This is a genomic window from Mesomycoplasma ovipneumoniae SC01, assembly GCF_000218525.1.
GTDB lineage: Bacteria > Bacillota_I > Bacilli_A > Mycoplasmatales > Metamycoplasmataceae > Mesomycoplasma > Mesomycoplasma ovipneumoniae_A.
On the sequence record NZ_AFHO01000010.1, the window covers coordinates 83,465 to 101,456 of the forward strand.

18 protein-coding genes are annotated in these 17,992 nt (G+C 28.0%); 5 read left to right on the forward strand and 13 right to left on the reverse strand.

Going from position 1 to position 17,992, the window contains the following annotated elements:
• The first annotated feature begins 8 nt into the window (after positions 1-8).
• Both trmB and MOSC01_RS0102250 read left to right on the forward strand, forming a co-directional pair.
• Complete coding sequence (trmB, locus tag MOSC01_RS0102245) at positions 9-614, forward strand: tRNA (guanosine(46)-N7)-methyltransferase TrmB (RefSeq protein ID WP_010321189.1); 606 nt, start codon at positions 9-11, stop codon at positions 612-614.
• A 175-nt stretch (positions 615-789) separates the two neighbouring features.
• A complete protein-coding gene (locus tag MOSC01_RS0102250; RefSeq protein WP_010321190.1) occupies positions 790-2,163 on the forward strand; it encodes a M17 family metallopeptidase in 1,374 nt (457 codons plus the stop codon).
• A gap of 177 nt (positions 2,164-2,340) precedes the next feature.
• Here the strand turns inward: MOSC01_RS0102250 and MOSC01_RS0102255 are convergent, their stop codons facing one another.
• The 4 genes from MOSC01_RS0102255 to MOSC01_RS04540 form a co-directional block, all read right to left on the reverse strand.
• On the reverse strand, positions 2,341-4,170 hold the full coding sequence (locus tag MOSC01_RS0102255) for a GmrSD restriction endonuclease domain-containing protein (RefSeq protein ID WP_010321191.1): 1,830 nt from the start codon (positions 4,168-4,170) through the stop codon (positions 2,341-2,343).
• Positions 4,171-4,223: 53 nt separating this feature from the next.
• The gene (locus tag MOSC01_RS0102260) at positions 4,224-5,393 is read right to left on the reverse strand and encodes a hypothetical protein (protein ID WP_010321192.1); all 1,170 of its coding nucleotides are present in this window, start codon (positions 5,391-5,393) and stop codon (positions 4,224-4,226) included.
• Positions 5,394-5,410: 17 nt separating this feature from the next.
• Complete coding sequence (locus MOSC01_RS04185; RefSeq protein WP_010321193.1) at positions 5,411-6,604, reverse strand: DNA cytosine methyltransferase; 1,194 nt, start codon at positions 6,602-6,604, stop codon at positions 5,411-5,413.
• A gap of 179 nt (positions 6,605-6,783) precedes the next feature.
• Entirely contained in the window at positions 6,784-6,978 is a 195-nt protein-coding gene (locus tag MOSC01_RS04540; RefSeq protein WP_010321194.1) for a hypothetical protein, read from the reverse strand.
• 271 nt (positions 6,979-7,249) lie between these two features.
• Here MOSC01_RS04540 and MOSC01_RS0102275 point away from each other — a divergent pair, with 271 nt between their 5' ends.
• Entirely contained in the window at positions 7,250-8,368 is a 1,119-nt protein-coding gene (locus MOSC01_RS0102275) for a hypothetical protein (protein ID WP_010321195.1), read from the forward strand.
• A 330-nt stretch (positions 8,369-8,698) separates the two neighbouring features.
• Positions 8,699-9,817: a hypothetical protein gene (locus MOSC01_RS0102280; protein WP_010321196.1), complete on the forward strand. Its 1,119-nt coding sequence runs from the start codon at positions 8,699-8,701 to the stop codon at positions 9,815-9,817.
• 190 nt (positions 9,818-10,007) lie between these two features.
• On the opposite strand, the gene MOSC01_RS0102285 is transcribed toward MOSC01_RS0102280, so the two are convergent.
• Positions 10,008-10,475, reverse strand: coding sequence for a hypothetical protein (locus MOSC01_RS0102285; RefSeq protein ID WP_010321197.1), 468 nt, complete (start codon positions 10,473-10,475; stop codon positions 10,008-10,010).
• Positions 10,476-10,568: 93 nt separating this feature from the next.
• Between MOSC01_RS0102285 and MOSC01_RS04870 the strand changes: the two genes are divergently transcribed.
• Positions 10,569-10,736, forward strand: coding sequence for an NH(3)-dependent NAD+ synthetase (locus MOSC01_RS04870; RefSeq protein WP_010321198.1), 168 nt, complete (start codon positions 10,569-10,571; stop codon positions 10,734-10,736).
• Positions 10,737-11,537: 801 nt separating this feature from the next.
• Here the strand turns inward: MOSC01_RS04870 and MOSC01_RS0102295 are convergent.
• From MOSC01_RS0102295 to MOSC01_RS0102330, 8 genes are read right to left on the reverse strand one after another with little or no spacing between them, the layout of a single operon-like run.
• Positions 11,538-13,481 (reverse strand): transketolase family protein, encoded by a 1,944-nt coding sequence (locus tag MOSC01_RS0102295; protein WP_010321199.1) that lies wholly within the window; start codon positions 13,479-13,481, stop codon positions 11,538-11,540.
• Positions 13,456-14,976 (reverse strand): PTS ascorbate transporter subunit IIC, encoded by a 1,521-nt coding sequence (locus MOSC01_RS0102300; protein ID WP_010321200.1) that lies wholly within the window; start codon positions 14,974-14,976, stop codon positions 13,456-13,458. The genes MOSC01_RS0102295 and MOSC01_RS0102300 overlap by 26 nt, the downstream gene beginning before the upstream one ends.
• 16 nt (positions 14,977-14,992) lie before the next feature.
• Positions 14,993-15,268 carry a PTS sugar transporter subunit IIB gene (locus MOSC01_RS0102305; RefSeq protein ID WP_010321201.1) on the reverse strand — a complete coding sequence of 92 codons (276 nt, stop codon included), beginning with the start codon at positions 15,266-15,268 and terminating at the stop codon, positions 14,993-14,995.
• Positions 15,258-15,713 carry a PTS sugar transporter subunit IIA gene (locus MOSC01_RS0102310; RefSeq protein WP_010321202.1) on the reverse strand — a complete coding sequence of 152 codons (456 nt, stop codon included), beginning with the start codon at positions 15,711-15,713 and terminating at the stop codon, positions 15,258-15,260. The genes MOSC01_RS0102305 and MOSC01_RS0102310 overlap by 11 nt, the downstream gene beginning before the upstream one ends.
• Entirely contained in the window at positions 15,700-16,014 is a 315-nt protein-coding gene (locus MOSC01_RS0102315) for a hypothetical protein (protein ID WP_010321203.1), read from the reverse strand. Before MOSC01_RS0102315 ends, MOSC01_RS0102310 begins: the two co-directional genes overlap by 14 nt.
• Entirely contained in the window at positions 16,015-16,683 is a 669-nt protein-coding gene (locus MOSC01_RS0102320) for a hypothetical protein (RefSeq protein WP_010321204.1), read from the reverse strand.
• On the reverse strand, positions 16,676-17,299 hold the full coding sequence (locus tag MOSC01_RS0102325; RefSeq protein WP_010321205.1) for a hypothetical protein: 624 nt from the start codon (positions 17,297-17,299) through the stop codon (positions 16,676-16,678). The genes MOSC01_RS0102320 and MOSC01_RS0102325 overlap by 8 nt, the downstream gene beginning before the upstream one ends.
• On the reverse strand, positions 17,286-17,942 hold the full coding sequence (locus tag MOSC01_RS0102330) for a ribulose-phosphate 3-epimerase (protein ID WP_010321206.1): 657 nt from the start codon (positions 17,940-17,942) through the stop codon (positions 17,286-17,288). The genes MOSC01_RS0102325 and MOSC01_RS0102330 overlap by 14 nt, the downstream gene beginning before the upstream one ends.
• Positions 17,943-17,992 lie beyond the last annotated feature (50 nt).

Genomic DNA, 17,992 nt, shown 5'->3' on the forward strand with positions numbered 1-17,992 from the left:
ATTTTAATATGCGACTAAGAAATATTCCAGATGCACTTGAAAGAATTCAAAAACATAATTTACTAGTTGAAAATCCAATATTTGTTGATGATTCTTGAATAATAGAAGTCGGAATGGGCAAGGGACAAATGATCACAAAGCTTGCCTTTGACAATCCTTCTAAAAAGTTTTTAGGTGTTGAAAAATTTCCCTCAGCTGCTGTTAAATCTTTAAAATATGTTGATACTTATAATTTAAAAAATTTTTTTATCATTATATGTGATGCAAAAAATTTATTGTCAATGTTAAACGGAAAGGTAAGCCAGCTATGGCTTACCTTTCCTGATCCTTGACCAAAGAAAAAACACTATAAGCGTAGACTTACTTACAAACTTTTTCTTGATATTTATAAGGAAATACTAACAAAAAACGGTCTTTTAAAGTTAAAAACAGATAATCAAAAATTTTTCCAATACTCTTTAGAATCTTTAGAACAAAATGGTTGAAAAATAATTTACCAAACTAATGATTTGTTAAATTCTTCCCGCCATAGCGAAAATGTTTTGACTTCTTATGAAGAAAAATGAGTTAGATTAGGTTATAAAATACAATATTTAGAAGCCACTTTTAATTAAATCAATATTTTTAGTAATATTTTTTAGATTACTTTTTATTAAATTAGTGCATTATTTTAAAATAACTTTTTTTATATTTATTTTTTTCAAAAAAATATAGTTTTTAGGCTATAATTTCCTATAATAAATCTTTTAAGCTATATATAATTAATTTAGTAAGGTTCACATATTTATAATGAAAAAATTTTCAGAAATTTTTGTCAAATATTCCAATAAATTCGAATCAAATAGGATAACAATTGAACCTGTCTTTTTTGACTCACAAATCCCAATGCTATTAAAAGAAGATCTTGCAATCACTGAATATCTTGGCCAAAATAAAGCATATATTAATTTAGGTTCGCGCACAAAAGAATTTACACCTTCAAGATTTCGAAAAATCGCACAAAAACTAGCTAATTACCCACGAGATATCCAAATTGATTTTGATAAATTTCCAAATAGCTTCCTTCGTTATTTAATTGAAGTTGTTGCTTTTGTTCGTTCTGATATTTTTTCGCTAAGAGCAGAATATGATAAACAGCGAGCAAAATATCGTGATATTTTAGTTGTCTCAAGTTATTTAGAAGAATTAAAACCAATAATTAATAAATACCAAATAATAAATAATGCCGTAAATTATGCTCGATATTACCAAAATATCCCGCCAAACATTGCCTCTTCTGAGTTTTTAGCAGCTGAAATACAGAAAAAAATTTCACAAAACCCTAAATTAACTGTTAAGGTTCTTGGTGAGTCAGAAATTCGTAAATTAGGGATGAATTTACTTTTGGCTGTAAATCGTGGCTCAACTTATGATGCAAAACTTGTTGTTATTTCTTATGAAGGACTGCCAGGAAGTCAATATAAAACTGCCTTTGTTGGAAAGGGGATAACTTTTGACTCTGGTGGATATAATATAAAAACTGGTATGTATATGAATGACATGAAATACGACATGTCTGGGGCAATAATTTGTGCTGCTGCTATTGATGCGCTTTCAAAATTTAATCCGCTAGCTAATGTTGTTGCCGTTTTACCACTAACAGACAACCGCCTAAATGGTGATGCAAATACACCTGATTCAGTTTGAAAATCAAAAAACGGTAAAACTGTTGAAATTAACAATACTGATGCCGAAGGTCGTTTGATTTTAGCAGATGCAATTACATATGCAATTCGTGAAGAAAATGCAACCGAAATTATTTCAGTAGCAACTCTAACAGGAGCAATTCGCGTTGCTCTTGGCGAAACTTTTACTGGCGCCTTTGCTAATGATGACAAACTTTGAAAAAGTTTTAACGAAGCATCAAAAGAAGCTGGTGAATTAATTTGAAGAATGCCACTACATTTAGATTTTGCCCAAAATATTCGTGACTCAAAAGTGGCTGATCTAAAAAACACTGATTTTTCAGGTAAAGCTGGTTCATCATCTGCTGCAATGTTTATTGCTGAATTTGTCGAAGACAAACCATTTCTTCATTTAGATATTGCCGCAACCGCCTTTGTTCACAACCTTCCAACTGGCGTAATGGTTAAAACTCTTGTTGAATACATTTTAACAAAATAAAAAGTCTAAATTAGTCTCATTAAAAAAAAATAGCGATTGCTATTTTTTTTATTATTTTTTAACTGTTTTTAGTTAGTTTTAACTTGTTTAAAATAGTACTAATTAAATTATTCTTGCCTATAAGCTAGCAACCACAGTCCAAAAATAGAATTTCAAAACATAAAAAAACGCTTTAATTTATTTAGTTTTTTTCTTTTTGCCAAAGAAAATTTCAAAATAAATCTCGAATATTTGCTCAGTTCTTTTATTAATTAGTTTTTCAATTTTTTCAAAATCCTCTTTATATTTTTCAAGATTTTTATGATTCTTATCAGCGGGATCAATTTCATAATAAAGACCTTTAGACCCGTCTTTTGGACAAAGACTTTCTAATTTAGAATTTCCGTTTTTATCAACCGCGCCTTGAATCAAAACATCTTGTATATTTTGGCAGATTGGTTCAGAATTTTTATTTTGCTTTCTTGAATTAGTATCTTTATGAAGGAGTATTAAGTTTCCGATTTTTTGTACTATTTTATTATACTTTTCTTGGTAACTTTTGTCGTTATTTATCAAAAATCCTATATTATAATCTTTGCTAGGTTTTTGTGGAAAAAAGTGATCAACTGAAATAGGATCGTCTGTGTTATTGTATAAATTCGTTAATTGACTTGTAAATTCAGTCTCAAAATGTTTTTTATATTTTGGATGAATTTCTCCATTATTTCTAAGGCTAATTCGAACTCTCAAAATAACATTTTTTTTTAAATTTTTATCATTTTTGCCTTCTTTATCTATGAAGGGTATAAAATTTTCAAAATTAACATCATCACTTGCATTTGTCGGTGATTCTACTAATTTGTGATAAAGTTCATTGTCATTTTTTAAAAAACTTGGATTATTTTTTTGCTGCGACAACATCGTATAGATTGGTTTTCTTAATGATTTGCTACGAAAATTGCTGTAATAAATAATTTTAGACTTTTCAATTTGAAATAAAACAGAACTAAATAACTCTAAATTTTCTTTTTTCTCGGTCAAGTCTAGGTTACCGTCAAAAATCTCAAATTCCTTTATTGCACTTTGTATTATTAATGAATACGGGTTGTTGGCACCTTTTTTTGAAATCGTATTGATTTGTGAATTTATAAACGCTAGCTCATTTCTATGAATTATTTCTTTAAATTTTTGGATTAAAACTTTTATGCTGTCGTTGTCAGTTATATCTTTTTTACTTGATAAAAAATTTATGTGTCCGACATATGCATATTCAAAAACTAATATCTTTTTAACAAATTCTTCTAGCGTTTCTTTAGTTAATGCCTTGTTATTTGTTCATTTATTTAATAAATTATCAAGTTGTTGGTATAAGGAAAATAAATTATTCTCTGTATTTTGGGTATTGAATTCATCCTCAATAAAATATTGTTGATTTTGTAAAAATGCCCCTAGTTTCTTTTTATTTTCTTTTTCTCCACCAAAATATTGTTGTATCAGTTTGATGTATGGAATTTGTTCTTGTTGGGATTCTTCATTTACCCTAGAGGTAATTAAATCAACCACATCAATTGGTTTTGATTGAACATTTATACTAATAAAAAGTTTTGCAAATTGCTTATCTTTAATTTCCGAAATTCTAATTAATGTTAATAAAATCTTTTTCAGAATAAAATTTGTAAAATCATTTATTCAGTCTACTGAGTTTTTATTAGTTTTAATTTCTAATAATTTTTTTAAAATTTTTTGTATATTTCTGGAAAAAATAGTGTTGTCCATTTTTTCATTATTTTTAAAAAAATTTAGCAAAGTGGTATATTGGCTATTGTTTTTAGAAAAGTTTACTAATATTTTGCTTATTGTTTGATAAATGCTAGACTGTTCTAAAAATATATTTTCGTCAGGATGGCTTGCCATCTTTAGTATACTGATCAAAATTAAGAGAATAGAAACTGTTCTTTGCTGCCCATCAACAATTCAAAACCCTTCGCTTGCTTTTTTTTCTGCAAAAATAATTGTGTTTAAAAACAAAAAATCTTCTTTAGTATCAAACTCTTTGAAAATTAAGTCAAAAAAATTTGCTATTAGACCAGGATCTCAAGTATAATTTCTTTGAAAAAAGGTAAATAGATTTTGTATTCATGAAATTTTTGTAAATATTCTTGTACTGTTATTGTTTCTGAAGACACATTTTTGCTTTTTTCTCTGACTAAATTAATATTATTATCATTTTTTTTGTAATCTTCTTTTATTTCAGCCTTCATTATTTCATTAATCCAGCTTTTATTTATAGAAGTTTTACTTTTTGTTGGTTCATCATCTTCGCCTACATCTTCATCTTCGTCTTCATGTTCGTCTTCATCTTTCACATCGATAGCTTCAAATTCATCTTTCATATCAAGAACTTCGCTATTATTTTTATTTAGTTTTTCATCTTTTATTACTAAATCTTCTGTGTTAATGAATTTAGACTCATTATTTTTTATTTTATTGTTAACTACTAAATTTTGGGAATTTTGAATTTCACCCTTTTCTAAAATTTCTATTGTTTTTTGTAGATAATTTTCTATTTTGCTTATGAGGTTGTTTCTTTCTTTATCACCTTTTATATCTTTCATTATTGGTATTCAAAGGCTACCGAAACTTTCAATAGCACCTTTTATAACAGCATCATTTTTACCACTATTTTTTACTAAAATTTCTTTATATTTGCTATTAAGATACAAACCATCAAAAGATAAAAGTAAATTAAAACAAATTGAATTTAATTTTTTATCAATCGCTTTGTTTGCTTTTTTGAATGAAGATATAAATTTTTCAAATAAATCTAAAGCGATATTTTTAATATGATCATGCCTAAAAGTTGAATTTCCATCTCATTCATCACGATTCTGTTTATAAAAATTGGCTAAATCCTTGGTAATCTTAAGCCTAATAAGAGAATTATCTTTTTCATTCATAGATACAATTTTAAGACTTTCAAGTATGACAACACGTTGACGAAGTGTTGTCCAGGATATGTGTTTTTTTACTTGGATATCTTTAGTAGTAATTTTTTCGTGTGCAAATTTTGAACAAGCAACTATTTTATTATTATCTTCTACTTTATAATCTAAATACCTTTTGTTGATTATTGGACCTAAATCTTCTATAAAAGGTTTGATATATGCGAATATAGCAGTACCAATGCTTCATGGCCTTAAGTTATTATTTTTTGCAAAATTTCCATTTTGATTAGCTTTTTTCTTCGCCATAATTCTCCTTGTCGATCTTATAAATTAAATTTATTAGGGCTTCTAAAATTGTTACTATAATAGAATTTCCTGGCTTGGCGATATAATGATTCTTTTGTTAATATATTTTTTGAAATTAAAGGCTCTAGCTTTTCAAAGTCACTATTTTCAAAACCCATTAATTTAAAGGCTTCACGATTTGAGATAAAACGATAATTAAGTTTTTTTTCTAAAATATTTTCGAGCTTAATAATTCCGGTATTTGGATTTCTGTCTTGCTTGGTTGTCAAGGTTCTAATAATAAAATTTTTTGACTCATTAATTTTTTCAGCTTTTTCAACCATCTTAATCCGGGACGGAGTCGCATTAATTAAAAACCTAGTATTTTCACTATTTTTTGAATCAAAGTTAAAAATTGATTGAAAAATTTGCTTCCTTTTATGCAAATTGGCCGAAATATCTTGACCTAAATTTAAGATATATTTTTTAAATTCTAAGTCGCTGGCAAAAGGTGTTTTTATTTCTTTTAGAAAACTAACAGCAAAAACTCGATTTCTTTTTTGAATTGAGCCAAAATTGAGTCCATTTAATGTTGCAGTAAAGGTTTTATAACCTTCGTTTTCCAAAGTCTCTTTTCACCTTTTATATTGATTAATAAATTTTTTTGATATTAAATTAGGCACATTTTCCATTAAAAGATACTTTGGCTTAACTTTCATTCCCTTAATTAGTGAATAAACATTTCAAATAAGCGAACTTGTTGAATTTTTATCAAAAATACCGTTAGCACGGCCCATATTAGCAATCGAAAGACCTTGGCATGGAAAAGAATAAGTAATCAAATCAGGGCTTAAAAGGTTAATATAACCAAGATCTAAATTTTTAATTGACCCTAAATTATTACTTTTGATAATTGAAGCCACAAGAATTTTTTTAAAAGTTAAACCTTTTCTTGTTATTTGTGAAGGTCTTTTTGAATCTAGAGACAATTCAAAATTTTTTAAAAAAAAATTTATTTTTTCTGGTGAACTAAGTTGATTTTCTTTTAAAATTTTATCAACATCAGACAAAACATTATGATGGATTTGAGCATATGTAATAATTGATCGAGCATCTCAATCAATTGTGGCAACAATTTCAAAAAATTTTTTCTTGCCTTTTTCAAAATTAGCAATAGCTTTTGCTTGCGCCCCAATTCCAGAAAAGGTTTCTAATACCTTAATCCTAGACATTAGAAATCCTTTTTGTTTGGGTTTTATTAATGTTAACTATATATATATATATATATATATATAGTTCCAAAATTAACAATTTTTATCATATTAGTAAATTATACACAGTATATTGAACTTTTTTGGAAAAATAGCCTAATATCAAATATTTTTTTATTATGAACTAAAGCGTGGAGTGTTTATAATTTTGAAACTACAGATTTAATTTCTTGATAAGTATCTAAATCAATAAGTCTAAAAAACGGGGTTAATTTGCCGTTTTTTAATTTTTCGCCCCTATACAAGCCAACAATTTTGTTTTTATAAAATAGAGGGGAACCTGACGAACCTTGCGTGTAGCTGATATCTTGAATAAAAACATTTTCTTTAGCCAATTCAACAGTTTTGTCATTTACATAAAATAATGTTTTTAATGTTTTAGGCTTAAAATCTTCGTTTAAGTGCGTGAGAAACCTAGGCTTATAATACTAAAATATGAGTAAAATAAGGATTTTTTTAAGCATTTGATGTTTGTATAATTCTTATATTTTTATGGTATAATAAATTATACAATTTTCTATAACGGGTGGAAATTAGGGCATATTAATTAATATTCATAACTGTATATTAAAAAAGGCTAAATATCCGTTATTTAATTAATTTAAAATGAACACAAAATTGAATTATGATAATTCCACAAAATTTATAATACTTTTTTTATTGTCAATTTTTAAAACAATAATTTTTGTTATATATCTTATTTTAAATAGTATTAGTGGTGTTGGCAACAAACCAATAACTTTATCGGATCCACAAACGCCAATTGAAAGATTAAACGCTACAATGCTTGCTGTATTTGTAGTTTTACTTTTTTCCTCATTGGGTTTGCGTATCTTTTTTGCCCGAAATTTAATGAATGATGAAGTCTTTAGACAAACTGGGCTAGATGTTAAGCAATATTCGATTGGTTTTAAGTTTATTCCTTTAATTACTTCAATTTTATTAATTACTAAGTCACTTAGAGACAAAATTTCAATTGGTAATGATTGAACTACAAGGCAATTAATACTTAAATGAAAAATCATTAACTTTATTAAGGATTTGGTTGTTCTTCTTTGACTTTCCTCGATTGTACTTGCTATTGTTTCGTTAATTCTTCGCTTTGTCCTAGGTAATACAATGCTTGAAGAATTTAATGAGGTTGTGCTTATAATAATCTTTGTTGGGATTTTCTATTTTTTAATTCCATTTTATTTTTTAGCTTCCTATTCTCTTAAAATATACAGATTAATCAATAAAAGAGAAAAAACTTATTGGGAATCAGCTAGTTACGTTTTTTTCATGCCATTTTTTTACTTCAATGCTTGAAAAAATATTTTGAGACTTTCTAAAAAATTAAAAATTAGAGAAAATACACTAGCAAGTCAAAATGAAGTAAAAACACAAGTAATTAATAACCAAATTAGTCGACAATTTTATCAATTTACAATTGTAAAAAATATATTCTATTTAAATTTTGTTATAGTTTTTACAGTAACAATATCACTAGCTATAACTAAAAGTGAAATTTTTCGCAACCCTGGCGTTGCTCTAATTTTCTTTCATTTATTTAATGTTTCGACTATGACTTACCTTATATACATTGGACCACGTTATTTAGCAGATTCTGTTAACATAAATTCCAAACGAACTTCACTAATTTTATATATTTTAGACATTTTTGTGCCTATAGTTTCAATTTATAACCTAATAAAATATAAGCAAAACAAGACTATTTTAGTTTAAATTAGTAGATTTTTTTTTTTTTTTGTTTAAATCAATTAAAATAAAATTCAGACAGGCTAACTAAATCCTGTCAGAATCCCTTTTTGATAATTCAAATTTGCTGGTTATAATGATGGCGCAAGAAACAGGTAAAAAACGAAGGCTTATAATACTAAAATATCAGTAAAATAAGGATTTTTTAAGCATTTGATGTTTGCATAATTCTTATATATTTATGGTATAATAAATTATACAGTTTTCTATAACGGGGGTAAATAGGGTAAATTAATTAACATTCATAAGTGTATATTAAAAAAAGGCGTAAATATCCGTTATTTAATTAATTTAAAAATGAACGCAAAATTTAATTATGATAATTCCATAAAATTTATATTACTTTTTTTATTGTCGATTTTTAAAACAATAATTTTTATTGTAAATATTATTTTATATGGTATTAGCGGTGTTGATGGCAAACTAACAACTGGAGTGGATTCGGCAACACCAGGAAGACCAAATAATCCAATGCTTCTTATATTTATAGGTTTATTTGTTTTGTCATTGGTTTTTCGTATCTTTTTTGTTCGAAATTTAAGTAATGATGAAGTCTTTAAGCAATCTGGGCTAGATGTTAAGCAATATTTGATTGGTTTTAAGTTTATTCCTTTAATTACTTCAATTATATTAATTACTAAGTCATATAAAGACAAAACTCCAATTAGTAATGATTTAACCACAAGGCAATTAATACTTAAATGAAAAATCATTAACTTTGTTAAGGATTTGATTGTTCTTTTTTGGGTTTTCTCAATTGTATTTGCTATTGTTTCGTTAATTCATTATCTTCGCTTTGGTTCAGATAATACAATGTTTGAACAATTAAGGGACGCTTTGATTATAATCTTTATTGGGTTTTTTTATCTTTTAATTCCGTTTTATCTTTTGGCTTCCTATTCTCTTAAAATATATAGATTAATCAAGAAAAGAGAAAGAACCTATTGGAAATCAGCTAGTTACGTTTTTTTCATGCCATTTTTTTACTTCAAAGCTTGAAAAAATGTTTTAAGACTTTCTAAAAAATTAAAAATTAGAGAAAATACACTAGCAAGTCAAAATGAAGCAAAAACACAAGTAATTAATAATAAAATTATTCGACAATTTTATCAATTTACAATTGTAAAAAATATATTCCATTTAATTTTTCTTATAGTTTTTACAGTAACAATGTGGCTAGTTATAACTAAAAATGAAATTCTTCATAACACTGCTGTTAGTATAATTTTGTTTAATTTCTTTAATATTTCGACTATGACTTACCTTTTATACATTGGACCCCGTTATTTAGCAGATTCTGTTAATATACATTCCAAACGAACTCGACTAATTTTATATATTTTAGACGTTTTTGTGCCTATAGTTTCAATTTATAACCTAATAAAATTTAAACAAAACAAGACTATTTTAGTTTAAATTTTAGTACTTTTTTGTTTTAATTAATTAGAATAAAATTCAGACAGGCATTGGTGAGCCTGTCTGAATTTCTAATATTTCGAGTTTCCTAGTTTGATGATGTAATCTTAAAAAAGTGTGCTGGTTTAGTTTATTCACCCTTTTTATTTTAATTTTAAAAAAAATTTTTTGTCTTATGTGTTACAAAAAATTAATCAAGAGAATCTTCAATAATTTCTTTTCCTGACTTTGAAATAAATGATCTAAGCATAATAAGATAAATTATACTAATTAAAGGAATAAAAATTGCAACAATAGAAAGTCCGAAAATTAGCTTAAACTTTGAAATAAAGTGAGCATTTTTTAGGTTCATTCGCATTGGTAGATCATTTAATTTAAAAGGGGAAATAATTAATAAAATTCAGTAAACAAATGATAATACACACCAAAAACCAAGCATTACAAGTACAAACGTAGCTGCTTCTAAAATTGCTGAGAAAGCTTTTTTAGCATCTTCTGGGCCGGTGCTGCCCTGACCTGCACCAACAGCACCTGCAGCAAAAAATACAATAATTGTTATAACACCTAAAGCAAATTTAACTATACGAATAATTAATAATATATTTGCTCATGATTTAGTTGATTTTAATAATTGAGCGGTATTGTTTTGATAAGCCATCTATATCCTCCTAGAAAAATTGTATATTATATATGAAATTTATACTAAAAAAATTATTTTTGCACTATAATCATACAAGAAATTATTCTAATTATGAAAAATAAAGAACAAATAAATAATTATATAAATTATATTATAGAATGAATTCGCCAAGAAGTAAAAAAAGCAAATAAAAAAGGAGTGATTTTTGGTATTTCTGGTGGAGTTGACTCTGCACTTGTTTCATTTTTAGGAAAAAAGCTTTCCCTAATTCGCATTTAGGTCTTATTATGCCTATTCGTGATATGAGTGGCGAAAAACTAATATTGACCAATTAGTCAAAAAATTTGAAATTTACACTAAGGAAATTAACTTAAGTTCAACTTTACAAAACTTAAAAGACTTGTTTAGTCTTAAAAACCAACTGGGAAAAATCATAAAAAAAATACAACTGCTATTTAAACTCAACGCAAAAAGAAAACTCGTTTTAATTTGCATTGAGCCTAAAAAAACATATGAAGTTTTGAAAGAACAATAACCAAAAGCCCTAAATTTATATAGATTTCTAAACGGGTAAATTTAAGGCATTCCATCATATTTAATAATATAATGGATAATTTGCATTTTCTGATTTTATCATGCAAAAAACATAATTAATTCCCCCTTAATTCAATATCAAAATTTATTAATTTATTCTTAGTGAAAGTTATTATAACAGAAAATTTTTTTTAGACCAAACATTTTTTTTTTTTTTTTTACAAAAGGTTAATTTCAAAATAATAAAGATTAAGGTTTGACCGTCAAAAAACACGGATTTACAGTTATTTTTGCGTATTTATACTCACTAAAAAGTGAATTTCTCCATCAAGCCGGCAAACCCAGGAGACATTTTTGTGCTACAGTTTCAATTTGTAACCTAATAAAATATAGACAAAACAAGACTATTTTAGTTTAAATTTTAGTATTTTTTTGTTTTAATTCGTTGAATAAAATTCAGACAGGCTAACTAAGGCCTGTCTGAATTTCTAATATTAATTTAACTTCAGAGTTTTAAGAAACAAGTTTTTTATGTTGATTTTAAATTTACTTATTTTCTAAAAATTTTAAAACTTTTTCAAATAAATAATCAACATTAAAACCTTTTAATTCATAAACAATGTCTCCTGGCGCTGACTCACCAAAGCCACTAGCAAAATGTCCGGAAAATTTTTGGACAGTTGCTAATTTAAATCATAAAGGATCATTTGAAGCCTCAAGGGCAAAAATAGGCAACTTTTCTAATTCTAATTTTTTAATTAATAGCGGATTTTCAACTAAATTTTGTAAAATTGGAACTGAAATTAAATTAGCAAAAATTTGATTTTGCCCTAATTTATCAATTAGTTTTTTGGCAAGCTGAACCTCAGAGCCAGAAGCGAGTATATTTATTTTAGCTGATTCAGTTTTTTTAATATAGTAGGCTGAGTCAATTTTTTCAAGATTTTTGTTGCAAGATTCTAAGGGTTGTCTTGTTGAGATAATTGCAGTTGGTTGTTTTTTTGAATTTAGCGCATAATTAAAGGCAAAAATTGTTTCAAATTCATCACAAGGCCGAATTACTAAAAAATTTGGAATTGATCTTAGCATTGCTAGTTGCTCAACAGGCTGGTGGGTCGGCCCATCGCCGCCGACTTGATATGAGTCATGCGAAAAAATGTAAATTGGGCAAAGATTCATTAAGCCCGCAAGCCGCAGTGCTGCTTTTGCATAGTCGCTAAAAACTAAAAAAGTCGAACAAATTGTATAAAAATTAGCATAAAGGGAAATTCCGTTGTTAATTGCCACCATTGCAAACTCACGAATTCCGTAGTCAATTAGTTTTTGGCCACTAAATTTAGTTTTAGTTGCAACCCCAAGATCAGCAGATCCGCCTAAAACAAGCAAGTCACTTTTGCCAATTTTTTGGATAATTTGTTCAACATAATCCCGGATTGCCTGGTTTATTTTAACAAAAGTCAGTCCTTCTAAATTAAAAAGTTCTTTGTTTTTAAGGAAGTTTTCAAATCTTTGTCCAAGAAGTGGATATTTTTGTTTGTAAATAGTAAAATTTTTTTCTCACTCTAAGTATTTTTGATTTTTTGGCACTAATAAATTAGCCCCTATTTCATAGGCTTTTTGCTCGTAGTCAAAAGGTTCTAATTTTTCCAGTCCCAAATTAGCCTTAAATTCATAGGTTTTTTGAGCACTGACTGATCCATGATGCCCTTTGCTTGAATTGGCAAATTCTGTTCCAAAGGCAATAATAGTTGGAACTTGAATATAAACAGGTCTGTCAGATTTTCTTGCTTTTTCAAGGGCTAAATTGATATTTTCAACTTGATTATCTTTTAAAATAATTGCATCAAAGCCGATTGATTTAAAAAAATTAGCAAAATCAAGATTATTAACAAAACTAGCGCTTGTATCGATTTGAATGTTATTAAAATCGTGGATAAGTATTAATTTTGACAGTTTATTTGTGCCGGCAAAAGCTAGGGCTTCTAAGCTAACACCTTCTTGAAAATCGCCATCGCCACATAAGACATAAGTAAAATGGTCAATAATTTTTAAATCATCTTGATTAAATTTTTGGCCTAGTGTTTTTTCGGCTAGTGCCATTCCGACAGCCATTGCGACTCCTTGGCCTAGCGGTCCAGTTGAGGCATCGATATATTCTAATTTGTCAATCTCGGGGTGAGACGGTGTTTTTGACTCAAGTTGTTTATGATTTTTAATATCTTCAAGGGAGATTAGACCCATTAAATGATACAGAGAATAGAGACCCATTGAACCATGGCCGGCTGATAAAACAAAGCGATCGCGATTAATTCACTTTGGATTTAGCGGGCTAAAATTTAAATTTTGACCAATTAGGCTATAAAAAATTTCACTTGCCCCAAGAGCCATACCAATATGACCGCCACCAGCATTATTAATTCCGTCAAGGGCAATTGCGCGCATTGTTGCTAAAAAAAGCTTTAAATTAGGCAGTTTTTGCTCGTTTTCCATGGTATTTTTTGATAACTCCGTCGATAATAAAAATCAAATAAACTAAAATGCTAAAAGCTAGAATTACATATTTTCCAACTTTGGGAATTAGCCCAAGAATTCCGGGAATATAGCCAATAAAATAGTCTGTATCGCCTCAGTTTAGACTAATTAGCGATTGTTTTGTGGCTCCGCCAGCTGTAATTAAATCACCAAGTGAGTTTGTCTCAAGCGGTGTTCAATTTCCAAGCGCAAAAAATACCGGAATAAATGTAATAATCAGTCCACCAACAAAAGGTCCGATAATAGCGCCCCAAATTCCGCCTTTTACGTTGCCAAAAACTCCTGAAGTTGCCCCTAAAAAGAAATGTGGAACTAGTCCTGGAAGAATTATTGCCGGAATTAGAGCTGCATAGCCAAGTCCTAGTGTAATAAAAAGTCCAATTATTCCTGCTAAAAAAGAGGAAATAAAGCCAATAATAATTGCATTTGGCGCATAGGGAAAAACTACCGGACAGTCAACAGCGACTTTGGCATTTTTAATTAATTTGTCCGAAAAACCTTTAAACATCGGTACTAATTCGCCAACAAATAGCCTAACTCCGGCAAGAATAATTTCAACTCCGGCAGTAAAAGTAAAGGCCGAAATTATCATCGTTACAACTCAGTTTCTTGATGATAAAATACTAATTACATTAGCATCAGCAACTGTGTCAAACCGTCCTAATTCATAAAGAATTCCTGCTGGTAAAAAGGCAAAAATGTAAAAAAGAAAGACAGTTAGAGAAATTGAAACTAATGTGTTTCGAAAAAAATAAAGTGATTGGGGAAATTTAATTTCTTCTGTTGAAAGCAGTGTTTTTTTGGAAATTTTTGCAATTGACTCGCCAATTAGACCTGAAAGGGCATAACCAAATCCGCCGGTGTGGCCTAGGGCAATTTCGTTTGTTCCGGTAATTTGGCGCATATATCTTTGTTGAGCTGCAGGTGAGATTACCATATAAAGGGCTAAAATACTTGCTCCGGCAATTAGGGCCATTGCAAAATCTGCTGAACTATTTTGAAAATCAAAGCCAGAAGTGTACATAACAGCGGCCAGCATTAAAGAAGAATAATAAAGAACATGGCCGGAAAGATAGACATATTTTAGTCTTGAAAAAGTTGCCAGAATAATATTTAAAATCATCGCAATAACCATAATTAGCGATCCTAAAGTTGCAATACTTGGCAAACTCTGGGCTAGCGCGCCTGCAAAAGCGTCATTATTTGGAATAACACCGCTTAGATTATAAACTCTTTGGAAAAGTGGTTGGAATGAATTTAGCGAGCTAACTAAAACACCAGCACCGCCACCTAAAATAATAAAACCAACACTTACTTTAAAAGAACTAACAATAATTTGTGAGACTTTTTTGCGCATTGCAACAGCGCCAATTAGCGTAAAAAGTCCAACTAGCAGAGCTGGTGTGCCGACAAAATCCTTTAGAAAACCTAAAAGTCAAAGACCGAAATTCATCAGTTATCCTTTCGTATTAGTTTAGTTTTAAAGCTATTTTTAGTTTGGATTCAAGTTCTTCTTTTGATAAAATGTTCGTTAAAATTACCATTTTTTCTTTATCAAAATCAAGACTTGGGGCAACATCAGCGCCAATAACTACTAAATCAACGCCACGCGAATTAAAACTGGAAATATTAGTGTGTTCAACTGAATCATAATTGACATTTAATTTATCAAGCACAAATTTTACATTCATCTCTAATAATAAAGATGAACCTAGTCCTGAACCACAAACGCATTTAATGTTCATTTTTTATACCTCGGTATTTATTAATAATTTGATAAAATTCTTTAATTGTTCTAGAAGCATAAATTTCTTTTTTGAAATCTGAATTACCAAAAAAGAGCCCAAATTCTTGAATTAATTCAATATGATCATCAGAATTTGGCGCAGACAAAGTGATAATAATTTTTGCTTTTTTATCTTTTTGGTTATTAAAAGTGATCATTTCATTTAAGACTAAAATTGAAGTTCCAACTTCTAGACAATAATCGCCAACAGGCGCATGCAAAAGTGCCACACCTTCTTCAAGTACATAATAGGCACCGTATTTTGCTGTTTGTTCCATGATTGCTTTTTCAAGATCAAAAGTTGCTTTTTTATTTTCAACTAAGATCCTTACGCCCTCATGAACTGACTGCTTTCAGTTTTGAATTTTGCAAAATTTAGTCATTTTTTCATTAAAAAGTTCCATTATTTCCTCCGGTATTAATAAAAGCGAGTGTCATAAACAATATAAATGCAAGTAAAAGAACGCCAATAAAGGCAAAAAAGACGATTCACCCTGCTTTTGTTGTTGTTTTTGTTTGAATTTCTTTTGGTTTTGGCATTGATTTGATGTAAAAAAATTTATTTGGATTGTTTTTTAAAATAATTGCTTCATTTTTGGACTTTTGAAGTAATTTTTCTAGTTCAATTTCGCTTTTATTTTCAAGCTCAGACATTTCAAAGTCATATAATTCAACAAGTTGTTTTTTTAGTTCTTTTTTTCTCATTTATTTCCCCAATGCGTTAAATTTGCTGATAAAATTCTGTAATAAAAACGGATAAAACAAAAAATACTTCTTCAAAAATGCCAGTTTTTTATATTTAAAATATGAATTAGCCAGTTTAAATTCGTCCTTTTCTAATTTTGTCAGTAAAATTTGCTTTGATTCTTTATATGATTGTGAGTAAATTTTTTGATTTAGAAAAAAATCCAAAAATACCACAAAAACAGTTAAAATCAAAAAACACAAACTAACAATTAAATAGCTTAAAAATGCAAATAAAAAACTCAAATGAAAACTTATAAGAAAACTGGAAAAAAGAAACATATCAATTTGCAATGATTTTTTGGTCTTTAGGAGATAAAAATTATAAAAATAAAGCAAATTAACTACGCCATAAATGTTATTTTCTAAATAAAAATTAGGAATTTTGATTATTTTTTGGCTGATTCAAATAGGTTTTAAGAAAAAATCTTTAATTAGTAAAATTATGAATTTTTGCTGATATTTATTAATAAAGTCTTGTTTTATCGTTTCAAGATCGAGTTTAATTGGAATTTTTAGCTTAGAATATTTAATTTTTAGATTGACTCTATAGATAAAAAAGATAAAAAGTTGAACAAGGAAAAAGATAATTCAAACAGCTAAAATGTATCAAAACAGATTTTTAAGCATTTTTCTCCTTGTTAAAGTGGTTAATTGAGCTAAAATAATCAATTATTTTTTTGGGAACATAAATTTTTTGACTATTTTGTCTTAGTTTTTTTATAATCTCGCCTTGGCTTCAAATTTCAAATCTAGTTTTGTTGTCAATTTGACTAAAATCAATCCGATCATCAACTAAAATGACAATTTTTGAATTAGAAAATTTCTTATCTAATAATTTAAAAAGTGACTCAAATTGGCTTTTGGAAAAGTAATTTTGCTTTAAAATCTTACCTTTTTTCAAAAAACTAATGTTTTCATCAATTATTATTTTATCAATACCTACTTGATAATTGATAATATTAGAAACGAAAAAGAGGTTTGATTCATTGACAATAAGACCAGGCAAAACTGAATAATTTAGTTTTGAAAAACGATTTTTTAAGAGTAAATTTGTCATAACTTTTACATCTGCAGAGGCATTTATAATTTCAAGAGCATCAATTGTGAATTTTTCTACCGAAATTAGTTTTTGTTGAGATATTTTTTCTGGGGTTTTTTCAAATAATCTTTTGAAAATGAAAAAAGTCAAAATGAGAAACAGCAACCCAACGGTCGAATACAAAACAATATTAATTAAGGGCATTTTTTTGGTTTCCTCAAAGTCTAGAGAATTCAGAAAAATTTGGATATGAAAAAATTATGCTGCCACCTATTGCAACATCAACTTTCCATTTTTCAAACTCAATTCAATTTTCCTTGCGCAATCCACCATCAGTGTAAATTTTAATTTTTTTATTTATTGAGCGAATTTCGGCTATTTTTGAAAGAAGTCGTTGATTTAAAGGCTCGCCAACTCCGCCAATTTTATTTATTGTCATTAATAAAATGACGTTTGAACATGAAATTATTTGGCTAAAGTCTTCAATTTTTTGGTCAGCTTGAATCATTAAACCAAAATTTATATTCGAGTAAAACTGATTTAGTCTTTCAAAATCAGTTTTTGAAACTTGTTCAGCGGGTAAAAAAATTGTTTTAAAACCTATTTGAACTAATTTTTCAACTTTTTCAAGTGAATTTTTGCACATTAAATGTGCATCAAATTCAATATTAGGGAATAATTTTATTAAATAACTTGCAATTTGGTAGTTTAGTCCAAAATTTGGAGCATAAATTTGATCAACAAAATCAATATGGCCATATTTTAAGCCGTTATTTTGCAGTTTTGTTAAAATTTTAATCACTTTAAAAATGTTAAGTGCGCTAATGCTTTGTGAGTATTCCAACATTAAACCCCATTCACGATTTTTGTAGTTAATTAAATTTTACTTTTTTTTTT